The organism is Streptomyces sp. DH41, from assembly GCF_029813785.1.
Lineage (GTDB): Bacteria > Actinomycetota > Actinomycetes > Streptomycetales > Streptomycetaceae > Streptomyces.
Genome location: NZ_JARVKY010000009.1, coordinates 137,143 through 150,979, shown reverse-complemented (window position 1 = coordinate 150,979; position 13,837 = coordinate 137,143). Strand labels below are relative to the sequence as shown.

Sequence of the window (13,837 nt, the reverse complement as noted above, 5' to 3'; positions counted from 1 at the left end):
AGGCAGGGGGGTGTGGAAGCCTCGGGGCGCCGCGCGCGGGGCGACGGCGACCCGTGTCCTCGCCAGGGACCGGCCACCCGCCCCTGCCCTCCCGACGAGCCCGTCACACCTCGGGCGCGGGGCGTGGGCCCGCGGCGGTCCCTCCCCTTCCCCCGGTGCCTCGTCGTTCCGCGCCCGGTCCCCCGGGACCGTGGCCCTTGGGCGGAGTCGTGGGCCGTACGCGCCCTCACCCCTCCGGCACAGCCGGCGGCACCACCGCGACCGGGGAGACCGCGTGCAGCAGGACGGCGTGGGTGACCGAACCCATCATGCGCGCCGGGGCCAGCAGGCGTCGGCGGTGGCGGCCTACGACGACCAGCTCGGCGTCGCGGGAGGCGGCGACGAGGTGTCCGGCGGCGTCGCCGGGCACGACGTACGGTTCGGCCCGGACGTCGGGGTGGCGTTCCCGGTACGGGGCGAGGAAGCCGTCGGCCAGGACCCGGGTCTCGCTCTCGATGGAGACCTCGTCGATCACCGGGGGCATGATCTGGCCTGCGGCGGCCCAGGTCTGCACCGGCCACGGGTAGGCGGCGACCACCTGGAGGCGGGCGCCGCGCAGTGCGGCCTCGGCGAAGGCGAAGGACAGCGTGGCGTCGTCGGGGCTGTCCACGTGCAGGCCGACGACCACCCGGGGCCCCTGGGCGGCGGGCGCCTCGCCGTGGACCTCGCGTCCGGGGCGGGGCACCACGACGACGGGGCACTCGGCGTCGCGGGCGGCGGCCAGGCCGTTGGAGCCGAGCAGCAGGCTGGCGAAGCCGCCGCGGCCCCGGGAGCCGAGCACCAGCAACTGGGCGTCGGCGCCCAGTTCCGGCAGGGCCGCACTCGGTACGCCCTCCATGCCGACGTACTCCGTCGCCACCGCGAAGGCCCGTCCCTGGAGGTGCTCGCGGGCCTGGTCGAGCACCGGGTCCTCGCCCGTGTCCGGCGGGCCCGCCACCAGGACGTCGGTCTGCGCCCAGGCGGCGTACTGGCGCACATGCACCACCCGCAGACGTGCCTCGCGCCGGTGGGCGGTGTCGAGAGCCCAGTCGAGGGCGCGCAGGCTGTCGTCCGAACCGTCGACCGCCGCGATGACCGGCAGGGTGGTGCTCATGGGTTCCTCACCTCCGGAGTACGACCGTTCACCTTCATGGCGTCAGCCTCGCTCAGGCGTCGGCCCGAAAGGGCGCTCACGGTCGCGTGTCCGGAAAATGGGGTGCAACACCCCCGGATCGGCCGGACGGATCCGCCCGGCTCACCTCCCCGGCAGGCCTCTCACGTGAGGTCGAACTCCCCTTCCCGCGCTCCGGAGACGAACGCGCCCCATTCCGCGGGGGTGAAGATCAGGGACGGGCTTTGCGGGCTGCCGCTGTTCCGCATGGCGATGAACCCCTCGACAAAGGCGATCTGGACATCCCCCAGGCCCCGGCTGCTCGACTGCCACTGCGCGTCGCTGAGATCCAGCTCCGGCTTGTCCCAGCCCATGAGCGGGCGCTGTTGGGTGGTGCTCTCGGCCACGTCCGTGCTCCTCCCGATTTCGTCGTCCGCGGGTCAGCCTAGCGATCGGGTCCGGCCGCCGACAGGCCACGTGACGGGTGCCTTTCGGAGGATCGGCGCCGTGGTTCCCCTCCGTCGCACGCGGCAGCGCCGACCGGGCGGCCTCGGCGGGCGGGGAGGGGCTCCGCATCGCACGCCCCATTGACACGACCCCGTCACTGACAGGAAAGTTTCACTCCGCACGGCGATCCGGGAAAGATACTTTCAGCTTCGGTGGCGGGAGGCTCTTCGATGGCCGGACAGGCGACGAGCGGATTCACGCGGCGCCAACTGGGCGCAGGCGCCCTGGCCCTGGGCGGCGCCCTGGCCATCGCGCCGTTCGCGGCCGGGCCGGCCGAGGCGGTCGGCGACAAGGGCCGCCGCCCCACTCTGCGGCGCGGCTCCGCCGAGCGCGCCGGGCTGCTCCCGGGCCATCTGCGTCAGCTCGTCACCGACGCCGAAACGTTCCTCGGCCCGTCTCCCGAGCACCCGTGGTACGCGGGCGCCGTGCTCCTCGCCGGTCGGGGCGGCACGGTGGCCCTGCACGAGCCGATCGGCATGGCGGTGCGCTACCGGGCCTACGACGAGCAGACCGACACCGGTGTCGAGTTCCCGGCCGGGGAGCAGATCCCGATGGCCGAGGACACGGTGTTCGACCTGGCGTCGATCTCCAAGCTGTTCACCTCGATCCTCGCGGTGCAGCAGCTGGAGCGGGGCGCGCTGGAGCTGGACGCGCCGGTCGCCTCGTACCTGCCGGGCTTCGGGCGCGCGGGCAAGCAGGACATGACGGTCCGGCAGCTGCTGACGCACACCTCCGGCTTCCGGGCGTGGATCCCGCTGTACAGCGCGCCCACGTACGAGGAAAGGGTGCGGCTCGTCTACGACGAGGCACCCGTCAGTCCGCCCGGCACGGCGTACCTGTACTCGGATCTGAACATGATCTCGCTCCAGCTGGTGCTGGAGGAGATCACGGGCCGGACCCTGGACGTCCTGCTGCGCGAGCAGATCACCCGTCCGCTCGGTCTCGACCGCACCCGCTACAACCCGCCCGCCTCCTGGAGACCGCGGATCGCGGCCACCGAGGACGCCCGCCTGCCCTGGTCCGGTCTCGACCGGGGGCTGGTGTGGGGCGAGGTGCACGACGAGAACGCGTTCAGTCTCGGCGGTGTGGCGGGTCACGCGGGGGTGTTCTCCTGCGCCTGGGACCTGGCGGTACTCGGCCGTGCGCTGCTCAACGGCGGCTCCTACGGCCGGGCGCGCATCCTGCGGCCGGAGTCGGTGGAGCTGATGTTCACCGACTTCAACACCGACTTCCCGGGGGACGAGCACGGCCTCGGCTTCGAGCTGTACCAGCACTGGTACATGGGTGCCATGGCGACCCCGCGCACGGCCGGGCACACCGGCTTCACGGGCACCTCGCTGGTGCTCGACCCGACGACCGACTCGTTCCTGGTGGTGCTGGGCAACTCGGTTCACCCGGTGCGCGGTTGGCGCTCGGGGTCGGCTCCCAGAGTCGCGGCCGGCACCCACCTGGCGCGGGCCGTGCCGGTACGTCCCGCGCACGGGCGTACGGCGTGGTTCTCCGGGACGGCGGGTTCCACGACGGCGACGCTCACGCTGCCCGTGCTGGACACGTCCACCGGCGGGGCGCGGCTGCGCTGCGCACTGTGGTGGGACACCGAACCCGGGTCGGACGCCCTCGTTCTGGAGAGCACGACCGACGACGGCACCACGTGGGAGCCCGTCCCGTTCACCACCACGCGCCGAGGCGAGGCACCGCTGGAGCATGCGGCCGGGTCGGCCACCGGCTGGTCGGGCCGCGCGTGGCACCGGCTGACGGCCGGTCTCCCGGCCGCCCGGGGACTCACGCTGCGCTGGCGGTACACGACCGACCGGCTGTACGTGGGGCGCGGGGCGTATGTCGACGGATTGCGCGCCGAGGCGGCGGGCGACGTCCTGTTCCACGACGCGCGCCCCGCGGACGCGGCGCGGATCGAGGCGGTGGGGTGGACGGCGTCGGCCGACTGATCCAGTAGGCGGCCGTTCGCCTTCCGCCGTCCGCGTCCGCCGTCCGTGTCCGCTAGTCGTTGAAGACGGCCTTCTGGACCTCGTTCGGTCCGTCGAAGTTGTTCTCCTTCAGGCCGTCGAGGCGGCTCACCACCTTGCCGTCGGCCTTGTTCTTGCGGGCGCAGTCGACGAGCGACTTCTTGTCCGCCGGGTAGTCCATGCCGCTGAGGGCCTTCTGCAGGTCGATGGGGCTGAGGTCCGCCATGGCAGGCTCCTTGTCGTGCGGGTGACAGATGCGGAATGTCCGCTATGTCGCGGTACCCAGCCCCGTCCGACGCATGCGCCGTCAGTTCGGCGTCCGCTCCAGCACCGCCATCGCCGCGTTGTGGCCCGGCACCCCGCTGACCCCTCCCCCGCGCACCGCGCCCGCGCCGCACAGCAGTACGTTGGCCTGACCGGTCTCCACGCCCCAGTGGCCGGTGCCCTCCTGGGCGTGGGGCCAGCTGAGATCGCGGTGGAAGATGTTGCCGCCCGGCAGGCGCAGGTCGCGCTCCAGGTCGAGCGGCGACCTGGCCTCGACGCAGGGCCGCCCGTCGGCGTCGGTCGCCAGGCAGTCCGCGAGGGGCTCGGCCAGGTGGGCGTCGAGCTGGGCGAGGGTCGACCTCAGCAGTTCCTCGCGTACGGCGTCGTTGTCCCGGGCGAAGAGGCGGGCGGGTGTGTGCAGGCCGAACAGGGTGAGCGTGTGCATGCCCTTCGCGGCCGGGTCCGGACCCAGGATCGTGGGGTCGGTCAGGGAGTGGCAGTAGATCTCGGAGGGCGGGACGGCGGGCGGTTCGCCGGCCGCGGACCGGGCGTAGGCGGTGGCCAGTTGCTCGTAGCCCTCGGCGATGTGGAAGGTGCCGGCGAAGGCCTCGCGCGGGTCGGCCGCGGGGTCGCGCAGTTCCGGCAGCCGCGTCAGCAGCATGTTGACCTTGAGCTGGGCACCCTCGGCGGGCGGCGGCGTTGCCTGCCCCGTGAGCGCCGCCAGTTCCCGCGGTGAGGCGTTCACCAGGACGTGGCGTGCGGCCGCCACGCCCTCGCCGTCGGCCGAACGGTAGGTGACCTCGGCCGCTCGCCCGTCCGTGTCGATCCGCACCGCCTCGTGGCCGGTGGCGAGCACCGCGCCCGCGGCGCGTGCCGCGTCGGCCAGGGCGTCGGTGAGGGCGCCCATGCCGCCGACCGGCACGTCCCAGGCACCGGTGCCGCCGCCGATCACGTGGTACAGGAAGCAGCGGTTCTGGCTCAGGGACGGCTCGTGGGCGTCGGCGAAGGTGCCGATCAGAGCGTCGGTGAGGGCCACTCCCCGGACCAGGTCGTCGGCGAAGTGCTCCTCGATCGCGACCCCGATCGGCTCCTCGAACAGGGCTCGCCAGGCCGCCTCGTCGTCGACCCTGCGGCGCAGCTCGTCCCGGGTGGGCAGCGGCTCGGTGAGGGTCGGGAAGACCCGCTGGGCGACCCGGCCGGTCATGGCGTAGAACCGCTGCCAGGCCGTGTACTCCCGGTCCGACCCGGTGAGCCGGGCGAAGGACTCCCGTGTCCGACGCTCGCCCCCGCCGACGAGGAGCCCGGTGGGCCGGCCGTCCCGTTCGACCGGCGTGTACGAGGAGACGCCGCGCCCGCGCACCCGGAAGTCAAGGTCCAGGTCCCGCACGATCTTCTTCGGCAACAGGCTGACCAGGTACGAGTACCGCGACAGCCGGGCGTCGACCCCGGCGAACGGCCGCGTGGAGACGGCCGCGCCCCCGGTGTGGTCCAGCCGTTCCAGCACCAGTACGGAGCGGCCGGCCCGGGCCAGGTAGGCGGCGGCGACCAGGCCGTTGTGGCCACCGCCGACGACGACGGCGTCGTAGGTGCGGGATGTCGGGGGCGCGGTGGGCGGGGTCATGGCCCTTGGTAACACGGGGTGGGAGCGGGCTGCCAGGGGTGCGGTGGGGCAGGTGGCCGACGGTGACCGGGCCGGGCGCGGTGCCCACGGGCCGGCCGGCGGCAGGCGTGTGGCGGCGTCCGGACGGCCGGCCGGTCCGGCGCCGGACCGGCTCGCGGCCCCGGCTCGCGGCCCCGGCTCAGCGGGCTCCCGCTCTGCGCTGTACCGCCACCATGCGGTACAGCTCCACGGCCTCGGCGCCCCGGCCGAGTTGCTCCAGGCAGTGGGCCTCGTCGTCGCGGCCCGCGAGGGTGTCGGGGTGGTCGCGGCCCAGGAGGCGTTCGCGGGCGGTGGCGACCCCGCGGTACTCGGTCAGGGCGGCGGACCAGCGGCCCAGCCAGCCCAGGCCGACGGCGACCTCGCGTCGGCTGACCAGGGTGTCCGGATGGTCGGGGCCGAGGACGCGTTCGCGGATCGCGCACACCTCGCGGGACTCGGTGAGGGCCTCCTCCCAGCGGCCGAGCCGGCCGAGGTTGACGCCCAGGCCGTGCCGGGCCCGCAGGGTCTCGGGATGGTCGGGCCCCTGGGCGCGGGTGCGGTCGTCGATCAGCTCCTCGTACAGCGCCAGCGCTTCGGCGCTGCGGCCGAGGCGGCCGAGGCTGATGCCTATCTCGTAGCGGGCGGCGAGGGTGTCGGCGTGCTCGGGGCCCAGTGCCCTCCCGCGGGCCTCGGCCACCTCCCGGTAGGTCGCGAGGGCCTCCTGCCAGCGGCCCAGCCGGCCCAGTTCGTAGGCCACCTCGTAGCGGGTGACGAGCGTGTCGGGATGGTCGGGGCCGAGCACACGGGCACGGGCCGCGGCCACCTCGCGGGCCATGCGGTGGGCGTCCTCCGGGCGGCCGAGCCGGCCCAGGTTGAAGGCCAGGTTGTGCCGGCAGCGCAGGGTGTCGGGGTGGTCGGCGCCCATGACACGCTCGCGGGCGGCGAGGACCGACGTGTAGACCTGGTGGGCGTCGGCGTGCCGGCCCAGCCGGCCCAGGGCGTACGCCATCTCCTGGCGGACGGCGAGCGTGTCGGTGTGGTCGGGGCCCAGTACCCGGATCCTGGCCTCGGCGACGCGTTTGTACGCGCGCAGGGCGTCGGCGGGGTGGCCGGTGCGGCTGAGGGTGAAGGCGATCTCGTAGCGGCTGGCGAGCGTGTCGGGGTGGTCGGCGCCGAGCAGGCTCTCGCGCTCGTCGGCGACCGCGCGGTGTACCTCACCCGCCTCCTCCCAGCGGCCGAGCCGCCCCAGGCTCAGGCCCGCGTTGTGCCGCCCGGCCAGCGCGGCGACCGCTTCGGGCGCCGGGGCCGGCCGCTCGTCGGGGGCGGGCGCGGCGGCCTCGCCGGCGGGGCGCGGAATCCACTCGCCGGAGAGGCCGGCGGCGGGGTCCGGGGGGGTGGAGCGCGGCCCGGTGCCGGTCGCCTTGTGGCCGGTGGTCATGCCACGGGTCCAGGACGGCAGCACGGCCCGCCCTCCGACCGGCTGGGGCGTCCGCGTCCGGGATGCCGGCCCGGCCGGCACGTACGCCGGTACCGTGCGGCCGGCGGTGATCCGGCGGCCCAGCTCCCGGGCGTCGTCCGGGCGCCGCTCGGGCCGCTTGGCCAGCAGGTCCAGGATGATCCGGTCCAGGTAGGCGGGCAGTTCCGCGCGGTGGGTGCGCGGCGGTTCGGGCTCGGTGTCGCGGTGGCCGACCAGGATCGCCCAGGCGTCGTCGAGGTCGAAGGGCGGGACGCCGGTGGCGATCTCGTAGAGCACGCAGCCCAGCGAGTACAGGTCGCTGCGCCGGTCGACCTCGTCGCCGCCGATCTGCTCCGGCGACATGTAGTGCGGGGTGCCCATGGCGATGCCGGTGCCGGTCAGCCGGGCGGTGAACCCGACGTCGTGGCCGAGCCGGGCGATGCCGAAGTCGCAGATCTTCACGGTGCCGTCGCCGAGCCGGACGATGTTCGCGGGCTTCAGGTCGCGGTGCACGATGCCCTGTTCGTGGGTGTACGCGAGCGCGGAGGCGACCTGTTCCGCGATGTCGACGACGTCGGGGACCGGCAGCGGATGATGCTTGTTGTCCTCCAGGAGCCGGCTCAGGTCGCGGCCCTCCAGCAGCTCCATCACCAGGAACAGCATGCCGTCCCACTCGCCGAAGTCGTGTACGACGGTGACCCCGCGGTGCTGGAGCGCGGCGGCCACCCGGGCCTCGCGCCGGAACCTCTCCCGCAGGACGCGGGTGAAGGAGTGGTCGTGCTGCGTGCCCAGCGGTTTCAGGCACTTGACGGCGACGCGACGGCCCAAGGACTCGTCCTTCGCCCGCCACACCTCGCCCATGCCACCGCGTCCGATGCGCTCCAGCAGCCGGTACCGGCCCTGGATCAGCGTGCTGTCCCCCATCTCGCCGCCCGCCCCCGTAGCAGTCCGCCCCGCCCTCCCCTGGCCGGTCCAGTATGGCGGTTTATGGTCCGGGTTTGTATGGTGCCGGGCGCGCGGCCGGTCCGAGCGGTGCCATGGCCGACGGAAGGTGTTTGGGCGGCGGCTGTCGGCGCGGACGTGCGGGAACATCTCACGGCGGGCGCCCGTGACGCGCGGACGCCGGGTGAGGGTGGTGGGTGCGGGGGACGGTCCGTCGTAGAACTCGTGCGCGTACGGCGGTAGGAGGGTCGTACGCCAGATGTGCGGCCCGCTGCCACATCGGCTCGCGTGCGAGGGTTCAGGTGGGCCTCGGTCCGCCCGGCGGCGGCCCGTGCCTCAGCGCAGGGTGGCGAGGAACTCCCCGCAGGCCCGGGCGCAGGCGCGGCACGCCTGGGCGCTCTCCTCGGCGCCCGGGTGCTCGTCGAAGACGTGCGCGCTCTCCAGGCACACCTGCCGGCACCACTCCAGCTGGACGCGGATCGCGGACTCGTCCACCTGGTTCTGTTCGGACAGCACCCGGCAGGTGGCGTCGCACACCTCCGCGCACATGATGCCCTTGCGTCGTACGAGCTCCTGATTCTCGGTCCCGTCCGGGTCCACGAGGCTCGCCCGCAGTGCGCACGCCCGTGCGCACTCGGTGCACGCCTGTGCACAAGCGAAGCGGTCTTCGAGGAAGCGGAACAGTTCCTGCTGGGAAGTCGTCGTCGATGTCACATGGCGCGGGTTGCCGCTGCGGACGCCGCCAAACCGCCGGGCCCGGTGTTCCCAAGGCTTCCGGCCCGTTTTCCGGGTGGGCCGCCGGGCACCCGTGGACCTTGTGAAGCTGGTGACAGCGATGACGTCGACCGCACACGGAGGTGCACGACATGCCGGGACGACAGGAACTGCCGTCGACCCTGGAGCGCTCCCCCCGTCACGCACAGCGCACCTGGATCGAGGCCCACGACTCGGCCGTTGAGGAGTACGGCGAGGGCGAGCGGGCCCACCGGGTGGCGTACGGGGCGCTGAAGCACACGTACGAGAAGGTCGGCGACCACTGGGAGCGCAAGGAGGGCGGCCGCAAGGGCCCCTCCGACCCGCGGTCCGGGCGGCCCCGCGGGCAGGGCGGCCACAGCGGCGAGGGTGTCGACGAGAAGGCCTCCAAGGAGCACCTGTACGGCGTCGCCAAGCGGCTGGGCGTCGAGGGCCGGTCCCGGATGTCGAAGGCGGAACTGCTCACGGCGATCCGGAAGGCGAACCGTTCGCAGACGCGAGCATCCCGGTCGGGCTGAGCGGGTTGGTGACGTGGAGCGGGGGTACCCGCGCCGCATGACCAACGCATGGATGGACCTGGCCGTCAGCTCCGGCGGGATCGCCATCGGCATCGGTGCCGCGGCCGTCGTGGTCGTGGGCCTGTTGATCGGCGCGTTCGCGTTCGGCAGCCGGCAGAAGCGCCGGGAGTCGCCCCCGCCGCGTCCGGAGGATCAGCCCCGTATGCCCGACGAGGGACCCGTCCACGAGACGCGGGAGCGGCGCGAGCCCGACGAGATGCCGAAGAGTGACGAGCGGACGCTGCCGCACGACCTCGGACATCAGAGCAGCCACACCGCCCCCGGGCAGGAGCGGCCCCGCTGGGACGAGGGCAGCAGCGGTTCGTTCGGCAGTGGCGGACCGGGCGGACGCTGAGCCCCCGAGGTGTCGTACAGAGGGAAGTGAGAATCATGGCGGACCCCGCTCGCAACACCCTGCCGTTGCCCGACTACGACCACCTGCCGATCGGCGGGCTGGAGAGCCGTATCCGCTCGCTGGGCGCGGAGCAGGTGGAGGAACTGCTGGCGTACGAGAGGTCGCACGCCGACCGTCTGCCCGCCACGGAGCTGCTGGCGGCCCGGCTGGAGCAGCTGCGGTCCGGCGCGGAGCCGTCCTCGGGCGACCCGGGCGCGGTACGCCCGGAGCAGGGGCAGGGCCGGACGGGCTCCCCCGTGACGCCCGCGACCTCCCCGCAGCCCTTCTCCTCGCCGCCGCACGGCACACCGGACCAGCGGGGCAAGCCGAAGGGTGACCGTACGTAGTCCGTACCCGCCGCGGCGTAGTTTCCGGCGCGGGCGCCGGGGAACCCATGCGCCGTGCTGTTGAAGAGGAGAAGGGCCCGCGCGGGCGCGCGGGCCCGCTACGCGGCCGAACGCACCGTCGACGTAGCCGACGGTCGGCTACCCGTCTTGGAAGGCGGGAGGCTGCTCCGCAAGGCCTTCCCCCAGCACTGGTCGTTCCTGCTGGGCGAGATCGCCCTCTACAGCTTCGTCGTACTGCTGCTGACCGGCGTCTGGCTGACCCTCTTCTTCAAGCCGTCGATGACGGAGGTCGTCTACGACGGGTCGTACGAGCCCCTGCTCGGGCTGAGCATGTCGGAGGCCTACCGCTCGACGGTGGACATCAGTTTCGACGTCCGTGGCGGGCTGCTGATCCGGCAGTCGCACCACTGGGCAGCCCTGGTGTTCCTGTCGGCCGTCGGAGTGCATCTGCTGCGGGTCTTCTTCACCGGGGCGTTCCGCCGGCCGCGTGAGGTGAACTGGCTGATCGGCGTGACGCTCTTCCTGCTGGCGCTCGTCGAGGGCTTCGCCGGCTACTCGCTCCCCGACGACCTGCTGTCCGGGACGGGGCTGCGCATCGCGCAGGGCATCATGCTGTCCATCCCGGTGGTGGGCACGTATATCAGCATGTTCGTGTTCGGCGGCGAGTATCCCGGCGAGGACGTGATCCCGCGGCTGTACTCGCTGCACATCCTGCTGGTCCCCGGGTTGCTGCTGGCGCTGCTCACGCTCCACCTGATTCTCGTCTTCTACCTGAAGCACACCCAGTGGGCGGGGCGCGGCCGCACCAACCGCAACGCGGTGGGCAAACCGATGTTCCCGCAGTTCGTGACGGACTCGGCGGGCCTGTTCTTCATGGTCTTCGGCGTGCTGACGCTGCTCGCGGCGGTGTCGCAGATCAACCCCATCTGGGCGTACGGCCCCTACCGGCCGGACATCGTCTCCTTCGGCTCGCAGCCGGACTGGTACGTCGGCTTCCTGGAGGGTTCGCTGCGGCTGATGCCGCCGTTCGAGACGGCGGTGGCGGGCCACACCGTCATGTGGAACGTGCTGGTGCCCGCGGTCGTGCTGCCGGGCGCCCTGTTCGCGGTGCTGTACGCGTATCCGTTCTTCGAGCGCTGGGTGACGGGCGATCACGAGGAGCACCATCTGTGCGACCGGCCCCGGGACAAGCCCGTGCGGACCGGGCTGGGGGTCGCCGCGATCTGTTTCTACGCGGTTCTCCTCCTGGCCGGCGGCAACGACATCCTCGCCTACGTCTTCGACATCCCGCTGAATCTGCTGACCTGGGTGTTCCGGACCTCCCTGGTGCTGCTGCCGCCGGTCTCCTTCATGACCACCAGGCGGGTCTGCATGGCGTTGCGGGAGCGGGAGCGGGAGCGGCTGGCCGAGGGCGAGGAGACGGGCGAGCTGCGGCAGACGCTCGCGGGCGGCTACGTCGAGAGCCACGAACCCCTCGACGCCGAGGAGCGGTACGTGCTGCGGTCGAGCGAGGAGCCGGAGCCGCTCGCGCAGACGGCTGCCGACGGGGACGCACCGCACGTGGGACGGCTGCGGGCGACGCTCAGCGAGTGGTACTACGGCGACCGGGTCGACGTGGAGAAGCCGGAGTCGGAACGGGGGTCGTCCGTGGGCGAGTTGAAACGCTGAGGGTCCCGGTCGGCGTACTGGAAGACGAGGCCGGACACGGCGAAAGCGAGCACGCCGAAGCCGATCAGCGCGAGCCACAGGCCGTAGACGATGCCGAGCGCGAGGACGACGGCCCCCAGGGCGGCCGTGACGGGCCAGGGGCTGTGCGGCGGGAAGAAGTCCAGGGGGCCCGCGGTGTCCAGGACCTCGGCGTCACCACGGTCCTGCGCCCGCAGGCCGCGCCTGCGGTACTGCACACGCAGGAAGAACGCGATGAGCGAGCCCATCAGGAAGGCGAGGACCAGCGCGGCGGTACCGGCCGGCTCCTGGGAGAACCAGCCGTAGGCGGCGGCGGTGACGGCGAAGAACGCCGCCACGCCGGTGAACAGACGGGCCTCGGTCCTCACCGCTGTTTCCTCTGCTCGTGCCTCTGGTCGTGCCGGCCGATGTCCGGGTGGTGCAGGTCGAACGCCGGGGATTCGGAGCGGACCCGGGGCAGCGACGTGAAGTTGTGCCGCGGGGGCGGGCAGCCGGTGGCCCATTCGAGTGAACGCCCGTAGCCCCAGGGGTCGTCGTGCTCGGCCTTCGTGCCGTACTGGCGGGTGCGCCACACGTTGTAGAGGAACGGCAGCGTGGAGAGGCCGAGCAGGAAGGCGCCGATGGAGCTGATGGTGTTCAGCGTGGTGAAGCCGTCCGCGGCCAGGTAGTCGGCGTAGCGGCGCGGCATTCCCTGCTGGCCGAGCCAGTGCTGGACGAGGAACGTGGTCTGGAAGCCGACGAAGAGCGTCCAGAAGTGGATCTTCCCGAGGCGTTCGTCGAGCAGTCTGCCGGTGAACTTCGGCCACCAGAAGTAGAAGCCGGCGAACATCGCGAAGACGACCGTGCCGAACAGCACGTAGTGCAGATGGGCGACGATGAAGTACGAGTCCGTCAGGTGGAAGTCCAGGGGCGGGGAGGCGATGAGCACGCCGCTCATGCCGCCCAGCAGGAACGTCACCAGGAAGCCCGTCGACCAGAGCATGGGTGTCTCGAAGGACAGCGAGCCGTGCGTCATCGTGCCGATCCAGTTGAAGAACTTCACCCCCGTCGGCACCGCGATGAGGAACGAGGTCATCGAGAAGAACGGCAGCAGCACGGCCCCGGTGGCGAACATGTGGTGGGCCCACACCACGGCCGACAGCATGGTGATCGCGATGGTGGCGCCGACCAGGCTGACGTAGCCGAAGATCGGCTTGCGGCTGAACACCGGGATGATCTCGGAGACGATGCCGAAGAACGGCAGCGCGACGATGTACACCTCGGGATGGCCGAAGAACCAGAACAGGTGCTGCCACAGCAGCGCCCCGCCGTTCGTCGCGTCGAAGATGTGCGCGCCGAACTTCCGGTCGGCCTCCAGCGCGAGCAGCGCGGCGGTGAGCACGGGGAACGCCGGCAGCACCAGGATCGACGTGAACAGCACGTTCCAGGTGAAGATCGGCATCCGGAACATGGTCATGCCGGGGGCGCGCAGACACAGGATGGTGGTGATGAAGTTGACCGCGCCGAGTGTGGTGGACACACCGGTCACCACCAGGCCCATGGTCCACAGGTCACCGCCCGTGCCGGGGCTGAACACCGCGCTGTTCAGCGGCGCGTAGGCGAACCAGCCGAAGGCCGCCGCTCCCTGGGGCGTCAGGAACCCGGCCACCACCATCAGGCCGCCGAACAGGTAGAGCCAGTAGGAGAGCGCGTTGAGCCGGGGGAACGCCACGTCCGGGGCGCCGATCTGCAGCGGCATGATCGCGTTGGCGAACCCGGCGAACAGGGGGGTCGCGAACAGCAGCATCATGATCGTGCCGTGGATGGTGAAGAGTTGGTTGTACTGGTGACTGGTGACCAGTTGGAGCCCCGGGCGGGCCAGTTCGCCGCGCATCAGCAGGGCCAGGACGCCGCCGAAGAGGAAGAACCCGAAGGACGTCGTCATGTAGAGGTTGCCGATCACCTTGTGATCGGTCGTCGTCGCCCACCGGGTCAGCGCCCGCCCGAGCGTGCGGTTCGTCCGCGGCCGCGCCGGTGTCCGGCGCGGCGGCTCGGTCCTCCTGTCCACCGCCATGCGGCGGAGGGTACCCAGGCGTCACGGGGCCAGGCGTGCGGCCACGCCGGGGCCGGGGCCGGGCATCCGGCCCCTCCCCCGTACGGAAGCCTCGCGCGCGGGTTGCCCCAGCTCAGGCGGTGCGCGCCGGTTGTGCGCGGGGATGG

13 protein-coding genes are annotated in these 13,837 nt (G+C 72.5%); 5 read left to right on the top strand and 8 right to left on the bottom strand.

From position 1 onward, the window contains the following. Positions 1-226: 226 nt before the first annotated feature. Both QC283_RS17210 and QC283_RS17205 read right to left on the bottom strand, forming a co-directional pair. Positions 227-1,132 (bottom strand): universal stress protein, encoded by a 906-nt coding sequence (locus QC283_RS17210; protein ID WP_279562412.1) that lies wholly within the window; start codon positions 1,130-1,132, stop codon positions 227-229. A gap of 161 nt (positions 1,133-1,293) precedes the next feature. Beyond that, complete coding sequence (locus QC283_RS17205) at positions 1,294-1,536, bottom strand: DUF397 domain-containing protein (RefSeq protein WP_279562411.1); 243 nt, start codon at positions 1,534-1,536, stop codon at positions 1,294-1,296. Positions 1,537-1,806: 270 nt separating this feature from the next. On the opposite strand from QC283_RS17205, the gene QC283_RS17200 reads away from it, so the two are divergent. Beyond that, entirely contained in the window at positions 1,807-3,582 is a 1,776-nt protein-coding gene (locus QC283_RS17200) for a serine hydrolase (protein ID WP_279562410.1), read from the top strand. A gap of 52 nt (positions 3,583-3,634) precedes the next feature. On the opposite strand, the gene QC283_RS17195 is transcribed toward QC283_RS17200, so the two are convergent. The 4 genes from QC283_RS17195 to QC283_RS17180 all read right to left on the bottom strand — a co-directional run bounded on the left by QC283_RS17195 (position 3,635) and on the right by QC283_RS17180 (position 8,615). After that, positions 3,635-3,826 carry a DUF2795 domain-containing protein gene (locus QC283_RS17195; protein WP_279562409.1) on the bottom strand — a complete coding sequence of 64 codons (192 nt, stop codon included), beginning with the start codon at positions 3,824-3,826 and terminating at the stop codon, positions 3,635-3,637. Positions 3,827-3,907: 81 nt separating this feature from the next. After that, entirely contained in the window at positions 3,908-5,485 is a 1,578-nt protein-coding gene (locus QC283_RS17190) for a phytoene desaturase family protein (protein ID WP_279562408.1), read from the bottom strand. A 178-nt stretch (positions 5,486-5,663) separates the two neighbouring features. Beyond that, positions 5,664-7,883 carry a serine/threonine-protein kinase gene (locus QC283_RS17185; protein WP_279562407.1) on the bottom strand — a complete coding sequence of 740 codons (2,220 nt, stop codon included), beginning with the start codon at positions 7,881-7,883 and terminating at the stop codon, positions 5,664-5,666. A 354-nt stretch (positions 7,884-8,237) separates the two neighbouring features. Next, positions 8,238-8,615: a four-helix bundle copper-binding protein gene (locus QC283_RS17180; protein WP_279562406.1), complete on the bottom strand. Its 378-nt coding sequence runs from the start codon at positions 8,613-8,615 to the stop codon at positions 8,238-8,240. A gap of 152 nt (positions 8,616-8,767) precedes the next feature. Between QC283_RS17180 and QC283_RS17175 the strand changes: the two genes are divergently transcribed. Genes QC283_RS17175 through qcrB form a run of 4 tightly spaced genes read left to right on the top strand, consistent with a single transcriptional unit; the run spans position 8,768 to position 11,620 of the window. Next, on the top strand, positions 8,768-9,172 hold the full coding sequence (locus QC283_RS17175; RefSeq protein ID WP_279562405.1) for a ChaB family protein: 405 nt from the start codon (positions 8,768-8,770) through the stop codon (positions 9,170-9,172). Between the two features lie 37 nt (positions 9,173-9,209). Beyond that, positions 9,210-9,566 carry a DUF6479 family protein gene (locus QC283_RS17170; RefSeq protein WP_279562404.1) on the top strand — a complete coding sequence of 119 codons (357 nt, stop codon included), beginning with the start codon at positions 9,210-9,212 and terminating at the stop codon, positions 9,564-9,566. A 35-nt stretch (positions 9,567-9,601) separates the two neighbouring features. Then, positions 9,602-9,952, top strand: a complete 351-nt coding sequence (locus tag QC283_RS17165) for a hypothetical protein (RefSeq protein WP_279562403.1) — start codon at positions 9,602-9,604, stop codon at positions 9,950-9,952. 54 nt (positions 9,953-10,006) lie between these two features. Further along, positions 10,007-11,620: a cytochrome bc1 complex cytochrome b subunit gene (gene qcrB, locus QC283_RS17160; protein WP_279562402.1), complete on the top strand. Its 1,614-nt coding sequence runs from the start codon at positions 10,007-10,009 to the stop codon at positions 11,618-11,620. Here the strand turns inward: qcrB and ctaF are convergent. Continuing rightward, entirely contained in the window at positions 11,548-12,006 is a 459-nt protein-coding gene (gene ctaF / locus QC283_RS17155; RefSeq protein ID WP_279562401.1) for an aa3-type cytochrome oxidase subunit IV, read from the bottom strand. The two genes, qcrB and ctaF, sit on opposite strands and share 73 nt — an antisense overlap. Continuing rightward, positions 12,003-13,691 carry an aa3-type cytochrome oxidase subunit I gene (gene ctaD, locus QC283_RS17150; RefSeq protein ID WP_279562400.1) on the bottom strand — a complete coding sequence of 563 codons (1,689 nt, stop codon included), beginning with the start codon at positions 13,689-13,691 and terminating at the stop codon, positions 12,003-12,005. Before ctaD ends, ctaF begins: the two co-directional genes overlap by 4 nt. Positions 13,692-13,837: the final 146 nt, after the last annotated feature.

Excerpts from the sequence above, each read along its gene's own strand:
- QC283_RS17190 (WP_279562408.1), bottom strand. The coding sequence starts at position 5,485 with ATGACCCCGCCCACCGCGCCCCCGACATCCCGCACCTACGACGCCGTC.
- QC283_RS17175 (WP_279562405.1), top strand. The coding sequence starts at position 8,768 with ATGCCGGGACGACAGGAACTGCCGTCGACCCTGGAGCGCTCCCCCCGT.
- QC283_RS17185 (WP_279562407.1), bottom strand. The coding sequence starts at position 7,883 with ATGGGGGACAGCACGCTGATCCAGGGCCGGTACCGGCTGCTGGAGCGC.
- QC283_RS17210 (WP_279562412.1), bottom strand. The coding sequence starts at position 1,132 with ATGAGCACCACCCTGCCGGTCATCGCGGCGGTCGACGGTTCGGACGAC.
- QC283_RS17170 (WP_279562404.1), top strand. The coding sequence starts at position 9,210 with ATGACCAACGCATGGATGGACCTGGCCGTCAGCTCCGGCGGGATCGCC.
- QC283_RS17200 (WP_279562410.1), top strand. The coding sequence starts at position 1,807 with ATGGCCGGACAGGCGACGAGCGGATTCACGCGGCGCCAACTGGGCGCA.
- ctaD (WP_279562400.1), bottom strand. The coding sequence starts at position 13,691 with ATGGCGGTGGACAGGAGGACCGAGCCGCCGCGCCGGACACCGGCGCGG.
- QC283_RS17195 (WP_279562409.1), bottom strand. The coding sequence starts at position 3,826 with ATGGCGGACCTCAGCCCCATCGACCTGCAGAAGGCCCTCAGCGGCATG.
- QC283_RS17165 (WP_279562403.1), top strand. The coding sequence starts at position 9,602 with ATGGCGGACCCCGCTCGCAACACCCTGCCGTTGCCCGACTACGACCAC.